Consider the following 19,388-nt stretch of genomic DNA (forward strand, 5'->3'; position numbering starts at 1 on the left):
ACCGACTAGTGACCAAAAAATTTTTAGTGGACACTAGTGATGTGTATTTCTTGAGTGGAAGGATTGGACTGCATCATTTCTGATTCTATTTGCTGGATTGCTCTTTTGGCTTTATGTACAAACCTGCCTTTGGGATATTTTCGCAAATATTCTTCGTAATCTGCTACTGACTGGCAACTATAGAAGAGGCGTTCTTCATTTTCTCTTCTGACTTCTCTTATATCAGTAATGGGAAGTTCTGGCTGTGAAGAAGATTGTGGATGCGGGTGGACAATCTGTTTTTTAGGTTCCTCTTGGAACTGTTCAAGTTTTGCAGTATCCGTTTTTACCGAGTCCATAACGATGTTTTCTTCTCTATTTATTGGGGAGATTGGATTTACCTTGTTTCCCAAAAATTGTTTTATAAAGTTTGCATGAGATGAGGAGGGGTATTCTTTTAGAAAATCTCTGTAGTCTTCTTCTGTACGGCATGCAGCGTACTTGCGCTCTTCTTCAAGGTGTCTAAAGTATATGGAACCTCCTTTGACAAGCAATAGAATCAATACTATACCAAGGCCGGTCCATCCTGCTATGCGTTTATGCATGTTCGAAGGACAGAACTTTTCTTTAAGGCGTGGTGATGTTGTTTTAGGAAAAAGTGGAGCAATAGGCTTCAGCTGTACTGAAGGAGAGTCTGTCTTTGTTTGTTTTAGTATGGAGCAAGCAAACTCATAGGCTTGTTGGGCTGTGGGTCGGTCCCAAGTGTTGAGGGCAAGGCATGCGTGAACAAACTGGGACAATTGGGAAGAATATTTCTCATCTAATGCTGGAATATGTGCACCATTCAGTTGGACACAACCTCCCATACCTTCCCATAATACAAGACCAGTGGATAATTCATAAACACTCATCCCTAAAGACCATATATCGCTGGTAGCCACAATCAGTGGTTTCTCTGCAAAACGTTCTGGTCCCATATAGGCGAGTGTTCCGGAACTTTCTACTTTGTTGATACTTTTACGAAAAGTATGCTCCAGTTTACGGCTGATGCCAAAATCTGAGATGATGAATTTGTCATCATCCCCTATCAAAATATTATCGGGTTTTATATCTTGATGAATGATAGGAGGATTCTGATTATGAAGAAACATCAATCCGCATGATACATCGCGTATGAAGCGCCAGATTTGCTTTTCAGACATTTTGCCTTTCAAGCTCGCTGAGGACCCTTTGGGACAGTAAGGCATTACCAAAAAAGGGCACTGTCCAAAAACATCAAAATGATTAAGGTGCAGTAGATTGGGATGGTGTAATTTGTAGGCAAGTTTGAATTCTTCCCGGAAATCTTTTATGCCGTTGTCATCCAACAGTCCGTACAACTTTATGGCAACGTCTACATCTGCCAATATATTTCGGGCAAGCCAGACTTCACCAAAGCTTCCGACTCCTAATAGTTTCTTCAGCTGATAGTGTTCAGCAAATATATCACCATTTTTCAGTTGCATAGTTTCACAATAGTAATCAATCTGTTAGGGTAGTGTTAGTAGTGTCTGTCTCTGTAACCAGAACCGTATCTGCCTGATATAGTATCGTTTTCCATTTTGCATATTGCTGTGGATTTCTATATAAATAGAAGCCTGCCGCTAAAGCCAGTACCAGGAGTAACAGAAGAATTTTCCGGATTTTGTGGTGGTTGGGTTTGCTGAACACTGTATTGTTCAACTTTGCTTTGGGCTCGGTATCCTGTAGCATGATGTGGCATAGCACAATCGTAATATTGTCATATCCACCTGCTTCAAGAGCAGCTTCTATCAACCTATCCTTGCATGTCATTAAATCATCCTGGTTCTCTTCTATAATTTGCATTATCTCTTCGTCGTGGCATAAACCACATAACCCATCACTACATAGTAGGAGAGTATCGCCATCCTTTAAATTATAGGAACGGAAATCGGGATTGGAACGATTGGTCGGGTCTCCCAAACAGCGGGTAATGATATTACTGTAAGGATGGTCAAACGCATTTTCAGGATCTAGTTTTCCCTGATCTACTAAATCTTGTACATAGGAATGGTCTTTAGATAAACGGCAAAAACCTGAATTGCCATTGAATACATAACAACGACTGTCGCCACACCAACAGATATAGGCTTTATCGTTCAATATCCAAGCAATGACAATAGTAGTACCCATTCCCTGGGTACTACTATCTTCTTTACTTGCATTGACAATATTTAAATCAGCGGTTTTGACAGTTCTACCCAGAAATTCTTCAACGGCTTCTTCTGAGGTAACAATGCCTTCCTGCGTAATAATATCTCCTAAATTCTCGGGGGTGAATGCATTTTGCACCGTCTCAATGGCTATGGCAGAAGCAACTTCTCCGGCATTGGTGCCGCCCATTCCGTCGGCCACTACCAATATGCTGCCATACCGTCCTAAAGAAATGGGTTCTATCGATTGGGGGATAATCCACTCTGATTGGCATAAATCACGATTGACAACAAAATTGTCTTCGTTGTTTTTCCTGACTAAACCAACATTGGTACCTGCCGCTAATTTAATGCTTATCTCGGACATGTTTAATTTTAATGTATTAAATTTCTGATTGGTACTAAACGATCCTTACCCTCTATGCTTCCTACCATGAAACCCACTACTTTGTAAGAACCATTTTCTAGAAGGAATGCTGGAGAACCATAATAACCGGGCTCTGCCACACGATTCTGTAATATGGTAGTCTCATATTTTGTGTCGGCTATATTGGTATGGTCATTGAAATGAGCCGGAGTAAGATTATGAATATCAGCATAACCTGCATAGCCCACCATTTGAACTTCTGTACCTCCACTCATGTTGTCTGCGGCGGTAATGTCGTAAGGCAATCCCTCACCATAAACGCCTTTTCCTCTAATGTATGCCCAACTGTTGGCAGCAGGGGTAACAATGCTGACACTGATATATTTCCTACGTGTATAGGTCAATTTTATCCCATGTTCCCTTAGTTGTACCCTGATGGATTTATCTACTTCTATTTCGGTCACTTGTACATCATTTCGTCCGTCTTTGGCAAAATCGCTACTGGTAAATGTCAGAGGCTTTCCAGTTCCTTTGGTACTGTATGCACGGTAATGGATAATGATATTACATCCTGCTCCTTTGTATACAGCCAATAGTTTACGCCATGGGTCTTTCCACTCTGTGTTGGAGTATATCCATGGCTCGACATTCTGCCTGTCTGTTACAAACATTCCGTTTGATAGCATGAAGCCAGTTCCGCAGATTATATCTGAAACTTGTATGCCCGGATCAAACTTTGTTCCATTATATTCGATTTCAATACGGTCGACTTTAATTGTATAGATATAATCATAATAATCTTTCAAATCTCCTGAAGCATTACTGTCTTGTTCATCTGCTATATCAGGGTCTTCATAATATTGGTCTTTGGAGAGTCTGGTGCCTTCTTGTATATTTGCGTTAATGGCATTGCTTGAATTCTCAATGCTTTTAGTGCTTATGCTGTTTGAGAGATTGTCCAAGTCTGATTTGACCTTATAGAAACTTGCATTGACATTCTTTAATTGACTATTAACGTTGTCCAACTGTGTTTTTAAGGCCTCTGCATTACCGTCACTGTTTCGTAATTTGGTCTCTAACTCCCGTTGCTGTGCTTCTAGAGATGCTCTTTCGGTCCCCAGTGAATCCAATTGGTTTTGGTATCCTTTCAGTTGAAGTTCTTGTTCTTCTGTCTTCTGTGCCAACAAATCATTTTTTACACCTAAACTGTAGTTCCAGGCAGCCAATCCTGCCACCGCCAGTACGAAAACAATTCCCATGATTGTTAATGCGGTCTTGTAGGGGCGTAAGGCTTGTTTGCGGAAAAGGCTCATTCTCTCAGTCAATCCAATGCTGGAAGTTAATGCTTGGCGACCTTGTGGAACAATGAATCCCAAGCGTGGTCCGCCAACGGATAATTGTATTTCATCTCCTGTTTGTAAATAGTAGGACCCATTTATAGGATGTCCGTTGACCAATGTCGGATTGGAGTGTGAAAGGTGGATAAGTTTCCAGTTTTCACCGTCGCGTACAATTGCAGCATGTTTGCGGCTAACTGTTTCGAAACTTTCATCAAAGCGTACTTGGCAGGAAGCGTCTCTACCTAATTCTACTTGGTCGACAATGATTTTTTGGGATTCTCCCGCTTGATGATACTTTGAAGAGGTCTTGTGCTCCAAAATAAAGTAAGTTCTACCGGAAGCACCCATTAATGCCCCCATACCAGCCCCTACTGAGCCGGCTAAGGTACGTTTGTAATTTTGTGTATCCATACTACTTGATATATAATTAATAGTTTTCAAATCTCATTTTTACATCCCCAATGGAGATGATATCTCCAATTTTCAGTATATGCCCTTGTTTGGTGACTTGGGTGGAATTGACATAAGTCCCATTACTGGACTCCTGCCACAACTTTAACTCCTTCTGCCATTGCCCGTCTCGAATAATCCATTTATCAGTGGCGGGATTTGTTTCTATTGTGCAATGATGGCGTGATATATAGGCACTTTGCTGTTCTGTTATATGTAGCAGATTGTCGCGTTCTCTCCCGATAGTAAGGATTCTATTGCCATATTTTATAAGTTCACTTAATTGATATATTTTTCCGTACTCTTCACCTTGCATAATACGTATACAGAAACCATTGACTGTTTGTGGTGGACAATATCCTCTTTCCATAGGGACTTGGCTTATTGCTGGCAGGTGTTCCAATACCTCTTGCACAGACTGGAAACGTTTTTTGAAATCTGGATTAAGACATCCTGCAAAGAGTTGCTGCCACTGCTCTCTATGTTTCAACTGTGTCAATTTCTGCCGGTTCCAATCTCCATTTTTCCCACGTTTCTGGTATAGTGCCAATTCATTATGACTGCTCAATTCGCCAAAGGGCAAACTGCCAGTTAATAATTGAAAGGCTAATACTCCAAAAGAAAAAATGTCCGTAGTGGGTAGGACAGTGGCCTCACCTCGCATGCGGTTCACTTGTTCTGGCGGCATATATGCATAAGTCCCGAAGATTTGGTTGGGTTTACCAAAAATATTGCGTTCAGTCATACGTTTGTTTCTATCCCCTGCTATACCGAAATCTGTCAACGCAGCAATTCCGTTACTCTTGAAAAGGACATTCTCCGGCTTTAGGTCACGGTGAACCTTGCCTCTGGTATGCAAAGCATGTAAACCTATTAGAATTTGTTGGCAAATTAGAGGAATCTTACTGCTTCCAGAACCTAAATAAGGTGTTAAATCTCCTCCGGAACAGTATTCCATTACAATATAAGGGTTGCCTCCAACTGTACCGTAGTCCAATGAACGCACTAAATAGTCACAATCAATTTGCCCAGTTTTGAATTCCATCTCGAAACGTTCCATTAATGGTTTACGTATTTCAGGAGGAACTTCCCATAATCTCAGTAGTTTAAGCGCATAATCTTTGCTTGCGCTGTCCGTAACCCGATATACTTTACCGAATGAACCTTCGCCTAATGTTTGGGAAACCCTATAACGGTTATTGATATATTCCCCTACATTATAATCACATCTGTCGACAGTCCGGTTATTCACAAGAGTTATATTTAGTCACATTCAAACTTGAATCTTCGGTCGCCTAGTACAATGATATCATCCGGTATGATTTCTATTTTTCTGTTTACCTGGATATAGGTCGTTTGGAGCATACTTCGGTCAAGCAGATACCAATGACCATCATCGAAAACTATTTCAGCTTGTTCCTTTGAGGTGATTGTACGATTAGACATTTCTGTATTTTCCCGGTTCAAGATGATGGAGTTCCCTTCATATTCAAATCTTTTCGGAAGAATGTTCTCTTCTTCTTCCGGTATAATTGTTAATGAACAGTGAGGTTTGGTTTCCGGTTCTGTCTCTGTGATGTTCTTTATTTGTCGGCGTATGGTTGGCCGATGTACGCGGACACCGCAGTTCGGGCAAAAAGAGCAGGTTATTGCTATCTTACTTCCACATTCATGACAGAGCATTTTCTCTTCAGAAACGGAAGGTGCTTCCTCTTCTACTCTTATTGTTTTGTATTCATTGTTTGTTGATATGTTTGCTCTTTTCAATGGAGTTCCGCAGCAGGGGCAACTTGTGAAATCTCCTACTACCGGGTAATTGCAATTGGGACATTCTATAATTGGCTGTACAACAGTAGAATGATTCTCTTCTTCATTTGTTGTGGAAAACACCACAGTTTTTCTGCATTTTTCTTCATTAGAGCTGACATTCAATACTGTCGGTTTGGGTATAGCTTCTCCATGACCTTCTTTTGAAATAAAAATGTCCTGGCTGTTGGCATAATTCTCCGGCATTCGCAAAGGTTGCCCGCATTTTAGGCATACTGTTGTGTTGGAAAGGTTGTCCCAACCGCAATTCATACATCTCATAAGATTTTACTTTAATAATGGAATTACTTTGTATAAATCAGAGTTTCTCACCATTGTCGGTTTACCATGAATTTAGAATAGACCTCCCTTTTTCTGGGAGAGAATAATTGAAGATATTTTTCCTCCTTTGCTTTTAACTATGAGAGTTCCTTCTCTGGCCTTCTTGGTTTTTCCCACTTTTAGAATGAGTTTGCCACGGTCTTTTGCTATAGCTTCACACCATTCAGGAATATCTGCAACTTCCCATTCGGCATTGGAGTCTACTTGCAGTTCCTTAATTTCTCCTTTGGAGCCGAATTCCAATTTATCTAATGCGATATTAATGAATTCTTCTTGGCCACCTTGGGTAACACTGACCGTAGCTTTCATCTTTTCATTACTGATTGTAATGGTGGCTTTACGTTCGGTAGTCAGCCAATTGGTCTGGCAGCTTATGGAGAGTTTCTTCTCACCGGGAGTCACTTGACACCAGTCTGCATCTGATATTGCAGTCCATTGTTCTGGAAGACTTTCTATTTTTATACTTTCTGCAGTCTTTGTCTCACACCCAAATTCCAGGCTTTTTCTGTCTATGGTAAGTCTGGTGATTTCGGCAGGAGGCGCTGGCTTGGGAGCGGGATTTATTTTTTCCTCACACTCTTTGATTTTATTTTTGCATGCTTGCTCCAGATTGCTGTCGCATTTCATGGCTGCTTTAAAACTTTTAATAGCGTCTCTGTATCTTCCTCTTTTCATGTATGTCTCTCCCTTTTGATAGATGGAGGCGCATTGCCCCCATATACTTATTGGCATAGAGAGAGCGAACGCTAAAACAATCAGTCTGATAAGTTTATTCATTTTCATTGTTGTCTATGTTTATATATGGTTCTATTTTTTTTGCACGGTCTTCAAAAGCCTGGGCTGCTACGGCTTGGTCAAGGTCTTTCATGATATTTGCCTTTTCTTTAAAAACATGATAGGCAGAATCCAGTATGGCCTCTACTTGCTGTTTCAGTTCTGTTGCATTTAAGTATATTTTCGCGGAGATGGAATCTTTGTAGTAATTTATTTGGCGGTATTTGCCAATGGCATTTATGTAAAAATCCTCAAATACGGAATCATTGTTTTGCTTTAAAGTGTCAATGTCAAATCGGAAAACATCTCCTTGTATTTTAGAGTTTTCGCCTTCTTGAATGATTGACAGACACATTTGGTCGTAATCAATCGTTGGAGTCGGTTCCGGTATGGATTCCACTACTGGTTCTTTGCCGCTTATTAGCGAAAAGATGATGACAATTGTTGCGAATATAGCTGTGATTGCTGCTACGACTATAACTTTTTTGCGTTTCCCTTTGTCTTGATAGGGTGACATCTTATTTATGTCAGAAGAGTGTGCGCTAATGGAATCCTCATGGGTTTTGTCCTCTTCCTCTTGCAAAGTATCATGGCTGTTGTTTGACAGACTAAAGGGGACGGGACTTCCATTGATATGTTGGGAAGTGTAGTCTGCAATTTGTCTGGCTGTGGGTCTGTCCCATGGATTTAAGGCAAGGCACTTGTAAATGATATCTTTTAATTCTTGAGAAAAGTCTTCGTTGATAAGTGGAATGTCTGCACCGTTTTTTTGCAATACGCCTCCATGATCGCCATAGGGCGGCATACCGGTTAGAAGCTCATACATTGTTGCTCCCAATGACCAAATGTCACTAGCCATAATAGGGGCGGGAGATGGACCAAAACGTTCTGGTCCCATATAGGCCAAAGTTCCTCCACTGGATTCTTGGCCTTGGTTCCTGCGTAATGTACTTCTAATCCGTGCGCTGATTCCGAAATCCGTAATCATATACCTATTCTCATCATTAATCAGAATATTATCGGGTTTTATATCCTGATGGATAACCGGGGGAGTTTTTGCATGAAGATAAGCCAGTCCCTCTGCAACATCATGGAGCAAATGCCAGCTTTCCGTTTCTGTTATCCGGTTGTTGTCAGTAAGGTATTGGAAGGCTGAACCGTTTTTGCAAAAAGGCAAAATCAGGTATGGCATCCGTTCCCAGCAGTCATAATAAGTAGGATGCAGTAAATTGGTATGATTCATATCAAATACGAGGGAGAACTCTTGTGTGAAAAGGGATATCCCCGCATCGTCAAGCCCCATCCCCGGAGCATATATTTTTATGGCGACCTTAACATCCGTAAGTTTGTCTTGTGCCAGCCAAACTTCAGAAAATCCTCCTCTTCCTAGTTGTTTGAGTAGCTCGTATCTATCTGCTATGATTTGTCCACTGTCTAACATAGAACTTATAAATTATGTAAAAGAACTGTTTTCTTTTGGAAACAGCCTTTCTTTGTGTGATTGTATTATTTTGTTTGATTGAGTATATTCGCAATTCTTTATCCACAAAGTAATTAATAAAAATGTAAATAAGAAAATGAGAAAAAGTTTGAAATGTACTAAAATGTTGTTTTAATGGCTTATGTAGCTAAATATTGTACTATGATGTGATTTTTTGTTTCGTTTTAATAAAGCGGTAGCGTATGCTCTTTTGTGGTTGAGAAATACGCCTTATGCTTGACGGTATTTCGCAAAAATATTTTAAGTTTGCAGATGTATTGAATAAATAATCTAATTACGAGAAACATGGGAGAGAGGATGGATAAGCGAATTCGATTTTATATTTATTGGATATTAGGGTTTGTGCTTCTAGGAGCTTGTGCGCCCGGAGATAAAGAGGACGTATACACAGAAATGAGAGCTTTTGAGGATTTTTCCCATATAAATGGAGATTCTGTGGCCATTGTGCCCCGAAAGGTAAGGTTGAAGGCTTTTCAAAAGATGGAAGAGGCAAAGGATAGCTTGGTCAAGTATAATTATCTGGCAATGACACTGAAAACATATTTGATTACTTCACAGCTTGATTCGGCACAAATCGTAATCCAGCAGATACATGACTTTATAGAAAGGCAGCATAGTTCTTCTCAAATGGCAGATTTGGAGTCTGAATGTTTCAATATGAAGGGAAATATCTTTGCACGTGTTGGGAATATGGATTCTGCCGAAATTTGTTTCCGGAAGGCTTATGAATTACGGATGAGAGGGACTAGGATTGAAGTGGTGCCGGATATTTTGATGAATCTTGCTGATGCGAATAACCGTTTAGGAAAATTGGATATAGGGGCAGCTTGGTATAGGAGAGCTTTATTGATGTGCGACTCTTTGCATATAGCTTCTACCAAGAAACCTCCCATTTATTATGGTTTGGCACAAGTATATGTTACCATGCGTGATTTTGAACAGTGTGATTACTATTATAATCTAGCAGGAGAAAGCTATGACAGTATGCTACCTTATGAAAAATATATTTATTTGAATAATAGAGGGACTTCTTACTATTATAGGGAGGATTACCAGACAGCGATAAAATATTTCCAAAAGGTTATTGATTTAGTCGAAGGATATGCTGATATGAGTTTTGAACTTAATCTGGGGAGGTTGAATTTAGGAGACTGTTATCTTCAACTGAATATGGTTGATTTGGCTGTTAAATATATAAATGAATGCCAACTTTTTTTTGAGGAAATGGGGGTAAGTACTGCACTATATTATATCGATACGCAGAAAATAGAATTGGCTCTGCTTCAGAAAGACTTTCAAGAGGCACGTCGTTTATTGTCCGAGAGTGTAGTCCCTCCGGGCATCGACCCTGATATGGTACATATCCGTAATAAATACCTTCAGCAGTTTTACGAGGAAACCGGCAACTACAAGAGGGCTTATCACTATCTGCAGAGGAACAACCAGCTTGATGATTCTATCAGGAATGAGCGTGTCCGGATGCGTACGGCAGACTTGACTTTGCGTTATCAGCAGGATTCTACCTTGATGGCACATCGGGTTTTGCTTCAGGAGCAGAAAAACGAGGTGCTGGTGCTGAGGCAGACACAGTTTGTCGTGTTTGCTGTAGCTGTTGTATCTATATTGACGGCGGTTTTCCTTTATCTGTACAGCAAAAAGAAACGTGCTTTGTTGCTTGCACGGAATCATCGCACAGTCTCTACACTTCGTCTGGAGAATATCCGTAACCGCTTGTCCCCTCATTTCATCTTCAATGTGCTGAACCGGGAGATGGCGGAGCGGAATGTGGAAGGAAAGCAAGAGCTTTCGTCGCTGGTAAAACTGATGCGTCGCAATCTGGAATTGGCGGAACAACTGTGTGTAACCTTGGCAGAGGAGCTGGATTTTGTGAAAACATATATTAATCTGGAACGCCGTTCTTTAGGTCCGGATTTTCATTCGGAACTGAAGATAGAAAAGGATGTGCAGCCGGAGCAAATAAGGATTCCGTCTATGATGATTCAAATTCCGGTTGAAAATGCAGTGAAGCATGCGTTGCGCGAGAAGGAAGGTGAACGTAATCTTTGGGTTTCGGTCTGCCGCCGGGGAAGCGGTATCTGTATAAAGATAACGGATAATGGTGGCGGTTATCGTCCGGACAGTCGGAACCGGGGCACGGGGACGGGAATGAAAGTCATTATGCAGACCATTCAGATTCTCAACAATAAGAACAAGGAGGCCATTGATGTTTTGGTGCACAATGTCTCTCTACAGAGTGGTGAGATGGGCTGTGAGGTGACTTTCTGGTTGCCTGACAACTACGATTACGGAATTTAAAAGAACCGTTTAATCTTATTTTTTGCAAGGATAGGCATGTTTACGGATAAATAGTCCGTAAATGACCTTCTATTGCTTTGTATGGGAGTAGGATTATGTATATATTCGCGAGAAGAAAAACATAAAAGGAACATGGATAAATATAAGGTTGCAATAGTTGACGACGATGAGGTGGCTCTTGAGAATCTGAGTTTTGAATTGGGAAAGGATGCACGCTTCTTTTTGAAAGGAACTGCCCGTAATGGTAAACAAGGGAAAAAACTCATTGCCAAGGTACAGCCGGATTTGTTGTTCTTGGATGTGGAACTGCCGGACATGACTGGAATGGAATTACTGCAGGAAATACGTGACAGTGTTTCGTGGAATATGCGGATTGTTTTCTATACGGCTTATGATAAGTACATGATTCAGGCTATCCGGGAGGCTGCGTTCGACTATCTGCTGAAACCTTTTGAAGAGCAGGAGTTGCGGGATATTCTTGCGCGTTTTGTAGAGCAGGCAGAGGCCGGGCAGAGAATGTCATATCCCATTGGTGCACCGTTGCATACCGGACAGACATTTATCGTATTTACGCCAACTAATGATATGCGTGCGTTGCGTCCGGCTGAAATCGGCTTTTTTCGCTATTGTTCCGAGCGTAAACAATGGGAGGTGATACTAAACAACCAGCCGCCGTTGGTGTTGCGTCGCGGAATGACTGCTGAGCAGATTACTCAATATTCATCCAGTTTCGTGCAGATACATCAATCGTATATTATCAATATTGATTATCTGATGATTATAAAGGATAGCAAATGCATGCTTTATCCACCATTTGACAAAGTGACGGAACTGCTGGTTTCCAGAAAGTATAAGAAAGAGCTGCAAGACAGATTCTGCTTGTAAAGTGATAAGAATTATTTGGTTAGGGAGTTGACGCCGCAGGTTTTGGTGGCGTTGACGTAAAGAAAAGGCATTGAACCTCTAAAGTCCAATGCCTTTTTATTTATCAAATACTATTTTCGTATTTATCAGAAGCGAAGTTTATTTCACTTCTATACCTTTGTTCTGCAGTGTGACGTTCAATACTCTGGCATAATCAGCATACTGCTTTTCATTCAGAGTCTTTTTCATCAACTTCAGATTACCATAAACTGCATTACGGAGTAACTTCTCCTGATTCTTCTTGGAATTTGTAGCGCGTTCCATCTGTTCTGTAAAATATTCGCAGATGTTTGCCACTTCTTCATGCTGGTTGGAATCCAGATTCAAATACTTGCTCAACTTTGTTATGTTGATGTTACCTTCCCATTTTGCAGTTGTAGGTTGGTTTCCTGCTGCAAATGTTGTAGCAGTCAGGCAGACTGCTGCCACTAATGTTAATCCTAAACGTTTCATAATACCTACTTTTAATTGTTATTCCTAAAAACTAATCTCAATCTAATACCTATTGAAAACTCTCTAAGCGCTTAGCTTTTTCTTTTTACCTATGCAAATATAGGTATATGTTTTATAACACAAAAATGAATACGTGAAAAAGTGTAGTTTATACCTTCATTTCTTGACTTAAATCAATTTTGTAGTGTGAAAATGCTTTGTTTGGATGCTTTTTGTAATACGAATGTAATGTGGGTTAAATGAAATTCAGTTTATTATAATGGATAAAAGGGGTTTTATTAGTCAAAATGTTATCGCCAAACAGTTTCGGGCAATTCTATGATTACTCTGCTTTCCGAGCAGACTCCCACAAAGCCTAATCCGCCTATGACGTTGCAAGGCAGACTGATAGGTTCCATTAAAGCATCGTCGTAATCCCCATCATCCAGGCAGTTTAAGGCTTTCAGGTAGCGGTATTCGGCTTCAGTGATGCTAAGCAGCCGTACGGTGATGGTTTGTTTGCGGGATATATGGTCGTAGTAGTGTCCCTCTACCGGATAATATTCTTGGTAGAGAGGGGTATATACTTTTAATGTGGCATACGAATCACGGAAAGTGTTATCATTGAATATGTTGTATTTGTTATTTATGGTGGGAAACAATTCATTTTCTTCATCATCATAGTTGCCAGGGTGGCCGTCAGTCAGTATAACATCTTCCCGGTTGATGATTTCGTTCTGTCGGGGAGCAAGGATGGTAGTGTCTCTGGGTATGGAGGCCCAATGCCAAGAGCCGTCCTCGTCTTCCACTTTGATGAGGCTGCCGTTTTCATCTTCCAGGTATTCTTTCCATTTGCAATAGTAACTACGGTCATTCCAAATGTCCAGCCGGTAGTAGTTCTTCTCGTTGGGGCGGTCTTGCAATGTAATTTTGTATTGGCGGTAAAGGGTTTGTCCGCTGTACTCGCGCAGGTAGGCCAAGCAAGTGTCCACGTGCAGGCTCTCTATCGGTTGCGGCACGGTGACTTCGGCACTGGCATGGTATTTTCCGTTTTCGGCAGTGGCTTCTAGGCGTATGTTGTCGCCGGGATGCAAAGGGGTGTTGAGGCGAAACAGCTTATACAAGATAGCATCGTATACAAAGATGGCGTCTTCCGGATAATTTTCCGGTGGACCGAAGATTTCCTCCGGTGTCAGTGCTTGAGGAGTTTCAGCAATGCGGTTATTGATAAACAAGGTCAGTGTAGCTTCGTTCAAACGTACTATGCTGCTGCCCTTGCTCAAGTGCAGAAAGACTTCATTAACGTCTTTTCCTGCATCCAGTTGGGCATTCATGATGAGTAGCGGTTGTTGGTTGTCTGGATTGTAAGGAATTTCATTTTCACATGATGCCAACAAGACAATAGCTACTATATATAATAGGTGTAATTTCATTTGGATCTTCATATGCTGATGTGTTTAAAATCTGTAAGTATAGGTAACTGAAGGGATGCAGGGCAGGATGGTCAGTTTTTTGATACTGATTTTCCCTTCCTCTTTATGTTCTATGAATCCTCCATTACCATCCGGTTGGTATAGATAACTGCTTTTCTTGTATTTGCTGTAAACGATGTTCGGATTCATGGCATTGTATGCATTGTAGATACTGATATTCCAGGTGCGTATGCCATGTTTGGTTTTTTTGTTGAAGTTAACACCTAGGTTCAAACGATGGCTGGCAGGCAGGCGATAGTTGTTGCGTCCGGAGATGTAGCCGGTCTCTTCGATGACTCCATCGGGGCTGACGATAATAGTAGCCTTTTCGGGGATAGTGATACATCCACCGGTATTGAATATCCAGGAAGCTCCTGCATCAATGCGGTCACTGAACTTATGGCTGAGATTGAGGCTGATGCTGTGGCGGCGGTCATATTTGTAGGGGAACCATCGGCCTTGGTTGATGGTACCGTTCTTAAAACGGTGATCGGTCTTGGATAGGGTATATGCCAGCCAGCCGGTAGTCTTGCCCAATGTTTTCTGTACCATCAGTTCCAGACCGAAGGAGCGGCCTTCGCCCATTTCCACTTTTTCTTCCCAGTTGGTAGAGGTGCCGAAGAAGGATACACCGTCTTGATATTCAAGTATGTGTTTCATCTGTTTATAATATCCCTCGACGGAGAACTCCCAACCCGGCAGTCCGGAATAGTAGCCTCCTATGGAGAACTGGTTGGCATACATCGGACTGATGTCTTTGGTAATGGGTACCCAGAGGTCGGTAGGCATAGACAGCGGAGTAGAGGACAGCAGATGCACATACTGTGCCATGCACGTATAGGATGCTTTGGCAGAATATCCTTGTCCGAGGTCATAGCGGGCGGAAAGGCGGGGCTGCAGCGAATAGTAGCTTTTCCCTTGTGTGTGGAACAGCGATGTGCGTACACCTGCATTCAGACTGAGCCTGGCGTTTACATTGAAATTGTCTTCGGCGTAAAGGGAGATTTCTTGTCCGCGCATGGCATGGCTGTTGCTGGTATTGTAAACCGTATCTTCCTGGAGGGCGCCATTATCTATATCTTGTATTTTCGAGGTAGCTATTCCCGGACGGAACGTATGGTGGATGTACTCTGCACCGAACTTGATGTGGTGCTGCGGCATGGGGGTGTAGTCAAAGTCCATACGCGCACTCCAGTCACGGATACCGGAGTTGAACTTGGAGGAGTAATAGTATCTGTCTTGTACTTTATTGGCGACAGTATAGGTATCTTCCATGTTTCCGTCCAGCCCCATCTCATATTTGTTGTATGAGACGGTGGTGTTGCAAAACAGCTTGCTGTTGAATACATAGTTCCAGCGGCCGTAGGCGATGGTGTTTCCCCAATTCAGATGGCTGTTGTCCTTGGAATAATTCTTAATGCTGTTGTCGTAATTGTCACCGTGGTAGTAACTGTCATAATGATAGTGGTCTTTCCCCTTGTAGAAACTGAGGAAGATGCGGCTACGGTCGCTGAACTTATGGTTGACCTTTGCATTGACGTCGTAAAAATAGTAGTTGTATTTGTCGGAATAGGTGTCGTCTTTGTCTACAATGAGATTTTTGAAGAATAGGGTGGGGATGGCTCGTGCGCTGAAACTGAAGGAGGTCCGTTCTTTCCAGATAGGGCCTTCGATATGCAGTTTGTCCGTCAGCAGGCCTATGCTGAATGCGCCGTGGTATTTATGCATGTCCCCGTCGTTGGTCCGTACATCTACTATAGACGAAAGACGCCCGCCGTAGCGGGCAGGAAAAGAACTTTTGAAGAGTGTGGTGTTCTTTACCGCTTCGGGCGTAAAGATGGAGAATACTCCCAGCAGGTGGTCTGCGTTGTAAACAGGAATTCCGTCCAGCATAACCAGGTTTTGGTCGGGACCTCCCCCTCGCACATACATGCCTGCAAAACCTTCCATACCGGCTTGCACACCCGGCATCAGCTGAATGGTCTTCAGCAGGTCGGCTTCTCCCAATATGGACGGGGTATGCCTGATTTGTGTCATCGGTATCTCATGCGCTCCCATGGCTGTGCTTTCTATGCCGGCCTCCCGCTTGTCCGAGAGCACCACGACCTCTGCCAGCTGGTTATTGCTGTCCAGCCTGACGTTGAGTAAGGTGTCTTTCGTCAGTTCGAACCGGCTATGCCGGCTTTCGTAGCCCAGGTAGGAGAAAACCAGTTCCGTTTCCCCTTCCGGCAGGGTGAGGGAATAGAAACCGAAAGGATTGGTGGCAGTACCTGTGGAACGACGACTCTCAAGGATATTGGCACCAATCAGCGTCTCGGAAGACGCTCCGTCGGTCACGTATCCGCTGATGGTGAACTTACGGCTAACGGGTTTCTGCGGCACGGGCCGCTTATGGAGTAGAATGTGCTTTCCGGATATTTCGAACGTGATGGGTTCGTTTTCAAAGGCACGTTGCAATATCTCACTGATGTTCTTTTGTTTCATCTCCAGTGTGATGCGGTGCGTGAGCTTTACTTCTTCCCCATAGATGAAGGAGAATCCGGTTGCATTTTCCAGTTGCTTCACGAAACTCTCTAAAGTTGCGTTACGGATATTCAGGTTTATACGTGTTTCCTTGTTTTGTGCCTGTGCATGGAGTGAGGCGCTTAAAAGAACCACACACATCAGAAGTACGGTTCTGATGCGGTGGTGCGAACAGATAGTAGAGCTGGTCATTGTCAGTTAAGTTTAGTAGTAAGGATAATAGTGTTGTTTTCTTTTTTATAGGTAAAGTTGCCGGCGTCCTTCAGTAGGTCGAGGATTTCTGTAAGACTCTCCCCTTCGCGGAAGGTAGCTGTCATATGATAGTTCTTCAGGCTGTCTCCTTCGATACGTATATCGGTACGGAACGTTTCGGAAAGTTGACGGACGATTTCCTGCAAGGGTTGCTGATCGAATGTCAGTACGCTATGGATTACTTGGGTTTCCTCGGTAGTATGTATGGCTTCTGTGGGAATGGCTTCCCGTTGTGGTGCTACGTATAAGAACTGATAGGCTGCCCAGCTCGTTACACAGAGCAGGACTACGGCTGCGGCACTGGCTGTACGCATCCAGAACCGCTTCATGCTGCGGCGCTTTAGCAAACGGCTTTCCAGCAGCCTCCAGCTGTTCTCTGCCGTAAAGCGTCCTCGTGGGGAACGGGTAGAAGCAACCAGTTTGTTCAGTACCTTGTCGAAATTCTCGTTATTCACTTTCATTTTTGGCAATTTATTAAGAGCCTATGACTCCTTTTCCGTATGTAAAGACAGCTGCTTTTCAGGAATTCCCTATGCCTATATCCTGAAATAATGTTAATCTGAAGCTCTTTGTCCGTGAAAGTCCGTCCTGCCTACGTATGACTTCCTTGCTTCTCTGTTTCAATCAATAGGGAAAGTCTGCATGAGATGTCATCTCATGTTGTGCGAAATGTACATCTCATGCAGCTTGAGATGTGCATCTCATACATGCATACGGGGCTTCTTGCGAGGAAGATGAAGCAGAGTTCACTCCGTCAGCAATGCTTCCTTGAGTCTTGTGAGTGCTTTTTGCAGTTGCGCGTCTACTGTCTTTGTGCTGATGTTCAGCTCCTCCGCCACTTGTGCATAGCTTTGTTTCTCTTCGCGCAGGCGGATGAATACTTCACGGCAACGCTCCGGCAGGCGGTCGAGCGCCTTGACATATCGGGCAAACAGTTCTTCGCTGATAAGAGTGTCTTCGGGAGAATCGGCCTGGCCGGAAAGTTCGGGAAGCTGTTCGGACGAGAGTGTAGGGTGTCGGTTCTCTTTTTCCAGGTAATTGAGGGAGGCGTTTTTGGTAAGGATAAAGCAGTAATCCTCTATGTTGTTCACTTCCGGCAACCGGGCGCGTTGTTCCCAAAGCTTCATGAAGACGTCGAGCACAATTTCTTGCGCCCACTCTTCGTGCTTCACGAAATAGCAGGCAATACGGAACAAGCGGTCGTAGCACAGATTGTAGAAACTGTGAAAAGCCCGTTCCGAGTCTTCTTCCTTCATTTGGCGCAGATAGCGTCTGACTTCTTGTTCGGTCATGCAGTCTCCCGGTTTTGTTGTTAATCAATGAACATCAGGTCACTTATTATACCGTCCGAAACAAAGATGCCTTCCCGGGTCAGGTGCAGGCGGTCTGCCTGCATCTCCAGTTTGTGGCTTTGGAGGTAGGGGGCTGCCATCTTCGTGCAATATTGGCGCAACTCTGTGCCGAAGGCTTCTTCCGTATATGTCAGGGAGACTCCCCACATGGTACGCAGGGAAGTCATGATGTATTCATTGTAACGGGTCACTTTATCCAGGATTTCTGTTTCGGAGGAACGCTGTCCCTCTTCAATGGACTTTATGTATCCTTCCAGAGAAGCTGTGTTCCATTCCCTTGTCTCCGCATTGAAGGAGTGGGCGGAAGGGCCGCACCCCAAATACGGAATGCCTTTCCAGTAAGCAGTGTTGTGGCGTGAGTACATGCCGGGCTTGCAGAAGTTGGATATTTCATAATGCTCATACCCCGCGGCTCCCAGGGTGTCCATGAGCGCCGAGAAGAAGCGCACGCTACTCTCTTCATCTACTTCGCTGATGCGGTGGCTTTGCAGCATTTCGTAGATGCGGGTGCCTTTTTCGTAAGTCAGATGATAAGCGGAGATATGCTCCACATCAAGGCCGACGGCTTGTTGCAGGTCGCGTTCCCACCGTTGGTCTGTTTCATCCGGCAGTCCATAGATAAGGTCGATGCTGATATTCCGGAAGCCGGCTTGGCGGAGGCGGTGTACGGCTGCGATGGCTTGCGCGGCATTGTGCCGGCGGTTCAACAGTTTCAGGGTGGGGGCGTCGAATGTCTGTATCCCCATGCTTATGCGGTTGAAGGGGAGGGTGCGCAACATGGACACATATTCTTCCGTCAGGTCGTCGGGATTGGCCTCGAGGGTAATTTCTTCGGCATGTTCTGTTCCATACACCTCTTTGATAGTCCGGAATATCTGTTCGAAATCTTCGTGAGCGAGCTGTGAGGGAGTTCCTCCGCCAAAGTAGATGGTCTCTATCGGTTCTTCCTTCAGATAACCCTTGCGGGTTTTCAGTTCAGTGCACAAGGCACGGATGTACTGCTGCTTCAATTCGCTGCGAGTGGTGGAATAGAAATCGCAATAGATACAGCGTGTCTTGCAAAAAGGTATATGAATATAGATGCCTGCCATGGTATGCTTATGGATATTTGTTGCAAAAATAGTCTTTTGGCAGGAGAATATATCGGTTTTCGGGACATTTAATGTAATATGGAAGTATTCAGTGTCTTGGTGGATATTCTCAGTTTTGTCTGTAATCCGGAAAAATAGAACATTTTTTGAGTCGTATGGAAATTCATTATTCCGAATAAACTCCTTTCCTTTGTTATCAGAAAAAGGAATGGGTGTCTATTAAAATAATGAGTAATATGTTTGAAGGACTTGAC

The 19,388-nt window shown here is 43.1% G+C and carries 15 protein-coding genes; 2 read left to right on the forward strand and 13 right to left on the reverse strand.

The genetic code is table 11. The annotated features are described in order from the left end of the window. Positions 1-23: 23 nt before the first annotated feature. The 7 genes from DW096_RS16820 to DW096_RS16850 form a co-directional block, all read right to left on the reverse strand. On the reverse strand, positions 24-1,484 hold the full coding sequence (locus DW096_RS16820) for a serine/threonine-protein kinase (protein WP_118931134.1): 1,461 nt from the start codon (positions 1,482-1,484) through the stop codon (positions 24-26). 16 nt (positions 1,485-1,500) lie between these two features. Next, complete coding sequence (locus tag DW096_RS16825; protein ID WP_005833300.1) at positions 1,501-2,559, reverse strand: PP2C family serine/threonine-protein phosphatase; 1,059 nt, start codon at positions 2,557-2,559, stop codon at positions 1,501-1,503. Between the two features lie 8 nt (positions 2,560-2,567). Then, positions 2,568-4,310 carry an FHA domain-containing protein gene (locus DW096_RS16830; protein ID WP_005830088.1) on the reverse strand — a complete coding sequence of 581 codons (1,743 nt, stop codon included), beginning with the start codon at positions 4,308-4,310 and terminating at the stop codon, positions 2,568-2,570. Positions 4,311-4,326: 16 nt separating this feature from the next. Next, positions 4,327-5,601, reverse strand: coding sequence for an FHA domain-containing serine/threonine-protein kinase (locus tag DW096_RS16835; RefSeq protein WP_005830090.1), 1,275 nt, complete (start codon positions 5,599-5,601; stop codon positions 4,327-4,329). Positions 5,602-5,612: 11 nt separating this feature from the next. Further along, positions 5,613-6,437 carry a zinc ribbon domain-containing protein gene (locus DW096_RS16840; protein WP_022401387.1) on the reverse strand — a complete coding sequence of 275 codons (825 nt, stop codon included), beginning with the start codon at positions 6,435-6,437 and terminating at the stop codon, positions 5,613-5,615. Between the two features lie 72 nt (positions 6,438-6,509). Next, positions 6,510-7,280 carry a BACON domain-containing protein gene (locus tag DW096_RS16845; RefSeq protein WP_005830094.1) on the reverse strand — a complete coding sequence of 257 codons (771 nt, stop codon included), beginning with the start codon at positions 7,278-7,280 and terminating at the stop codon, positions 6,510-6,512. Next, complete coding sequence (locus DW096_RS16850) at positions 7,267-8,712, reverse strand: serine/threonine-protein kinase (protein ID WP_005830096.1); 1,446 nt, start codon at positions 8,710-8,712, stop codon at positions 7,267-7,269. Before DW096_RS16850 ends, DW096_RS16845 begins: the two co-directional genes overlap by 14 nt. 345 nt (positions 8,713-9,057) lie before the next feature. Here DW096_RS16850 and DW096_RS16855 point away from each other — a divergent pair, with 345 nt between their 5' ends. Both DW096_RS16855 and DW096_RS16860 read left to right on the forward strand, forming a co-directional pair. Then, on the forward strand, positions 9,058-11,088 hold the full coding sequence (locus DW096_RS16855; RefSeq protein WP_117749108.1) for a histidine kinase: 2,031 nt from the start codon (positions 9,058-9,060) through the stop codon (positions 11,086-11,088). Between the two features lie 132 nt (positions 11,089-11,220). Continuing rightward, complete coding sequence (locus DW096_RS16860; protein WP_005833286.1) at positions 11,221-11,973, forward strand: LytTR family DNA-binding domain-containing protein; 753 nt, start codon at positions 11,221-11,223, stop codon at positions 11,971-11,973. A 138-nt stretch (positions 11,974-12,111) separates the two neighbouring features. On the opposite strand, the gene DW096_RS16865 is transcribed toward DW096_RS16860, so the two are convergent. The 6 genes from DW096_RS16865 to hemW all read right to left on the reverse strand — a co-directional run bounded on the left by DW096_RS16865 (position 12,112) and on the right by hemW (position 19,134). Continuing rightward, positions 12,112-12,465 carry a hypothetical protein gene (locus tag DW096_RS16865; protein ID WP_005830102.1) on the reverse strand — a complete coding sequence of 118 codons (354 nt, stop codon included), beginning with the start codon at positions 12,463-12,465 and terminating at the stop codon, positions 12,112-12,114. Positions 12,466-12,755: 290 nt separating this feature from the next. Then, on the reverse strand, positions 12,756-13,889 hold the full coding sequence (locus tag DW096_RS16870) for a DUF4249 domain-containing protein (RefSeq protein ID WP_057281588.1): 1,134 nt from the start codon (positions 13,887-13,889) through the stop codon (positions 12,756-12,758). A gap of 12 nt (positions 13,890-13,901) precedes the next feature. Further along, the gene (locus DW096_RS16875; RefSeq protein ID WP_233555728.1) at positions 13,902-16,631 is read right to left on the reverse strand and encodes a TonB-dependent receptor domain-containing protein; all 2,730 of its coding nucleotides are present in this window, start codon (positions 16,629-16,631) and stop codon (positions 13,902-13,904) included. A 2-nt stretch (positions 16,632-16,633) separates the two neighbouring features. After that, positions 16,634-17,152 carry a DUF4974 domain-containing protein gene (locus tag DW096_RS16880; RefSeq protein ID WP_005830106.1) on the reverse strand — a complete coding sequence of 173 codons (519 nt, stop codon included), beginning with the start codon at positions 17,150-17,152 and terminating at the stop codon, positions 16,634-16,636. A 285-nt stretch (positions 17,153-17,437) separates the two neighbouring features. Further along, complete coding sequence (locus DW096_RS16885) at positions 17,438-17,983, reverse strand: RNA polymerase sigma-70 factor (RefSeq protein ID WP_057097576.1); 546 nt, start codon at positions 17,981-17,983, stop codon at positions 17,438-17,440. Between the two features lie 20 nt (positions 17,984-18,003). Further along, positions 18,004-19,134 (reverse strand): radical SAM family heme chaperone HemW, encoded by a 1,131-nt coding sequence (gene hemW / locus DW096_RS16890; protein WP_057281589.1) that lies wholly within the window; start codon positions 19,132-19,134, stop codon positions 18,004-18,006. Positions 19,135-19,388 lie beyond the last annotated feature (254 nt).

Origin of the sequence: Bacteroides sp. AM07-18 (genome assembly GCF_003602695.1) — a bacterium.
GTDB classification, from domain to species: domain Bacteria; phylum Bacteroidota; class Bacteroidia; order Bacteroidales; family Bacteroidaceae; genus Bacteroides; species Bacteroides uniformis.

What these genes read in the sequence shown, in the direction of transcription:
- DW096_RS16860 (WP_005833286.1), top strand. Translation starts at nt 11,221, where the DNA reads ATGGATAAATATAAGGTTGCAATAGTTGACGACGATGAGGTGGCTCTT.
- DW096_RS16820 (WP_118931134.1), bottom strand. Translation starts at nt 1,484, where the DNA reads ATGCAACTGAAAAATGGTGATATATTTGCTGAACACTATCAGCTGAAG.
- DW096_RS16875 (WP_233555728.1), bottom strand. Translation starts at nt 16,631, where the DNA reads ATGACCAGCTCTACTATCTGTTCGCACCACCGCATCAGAACCGTACTT.
- DW096_RS16830 (WP_005830088.1), bottom strand. Translation starts at nt 4,310, where the DNA reads ATGGATACACAAAATTACAAACGTACCTTAGCCGGCTCAGTAGGGGCT.
- DW096_RS16845 (WP_005830094.1), bottom strand. Translation starts at nt 7,280, where the DNA reads ATGAAAATGAATAAACTTATCAGACTGATTGTTTTAGCGTTCGCTCTC.
- DW096_RS16870 (WP_057281588.1), bottom strand. Translation starts at nt 13,889, where the DNA reads ATGAAGATCCAAATGAAATTACACCTATTATATATAGTAGCTATTGTC.
- DW096_RS16825 (WP_005833300.1), bottom strand. Translation starts at nt 2,559, where the DNA reads ATGTCCGAGATAAGCATTAAATTAGCGGCAGGTACCAATGTTGGTTTA.
- DW096_RS16840 (WP_022401387.1), bottom strand. Translation starts at nt 6,437, where the DNA reads ATGAGATGTATGAATTGCGGTTGGGACAACCTTTCCAACACAACAGTA.
- DW096_RS16885 (WP_057097576.1), bottom strand. Translation starts at nt 17,983, where the DNA reads ATGACCGAACAAGAAGTCAGACGCTATCTGCGCCAAATGAAGGAAGAA.
- hemW (WP_057281589.1), bottom strand. Translation starts at nt 19,134, where the DNA reads ATGGCAGGCATCTATATTCATATACCTTTTTGCAAGACACGCTGTATC.
- DW096_RS16865 (WP_005830102.1), bottom strand. Translation starts at nt 12,465, where the DNA reads ATGAAACGTTTAGGATTAACATTAGTGGCAGCAGTCTGCCTGACTGCT.
- DW096_RS16855 (WP_117749108.1), top strand. Translation starts at nt 9,058, where the DNA reads ATGGGAGAGAGGATGGATAAGCGAATTCGATTTTATATTTATTGGATA.
- DW096_RS16880 (WP_005830106.1), bottom strand. Translation starts at nt 17,152, where the DNA reads ATGAAAGTGAATAACGAGAATTTCGACAAGGTACTGAACAAACTGGTT.
- DW096_RS16850 (WP_005830096.1), bottom strand. Translation starts at nt 8,712, where the DNA reads ATGTTAGACAGTGGACAAATCATAGCAGATAGATACGAGCTACTCAAA.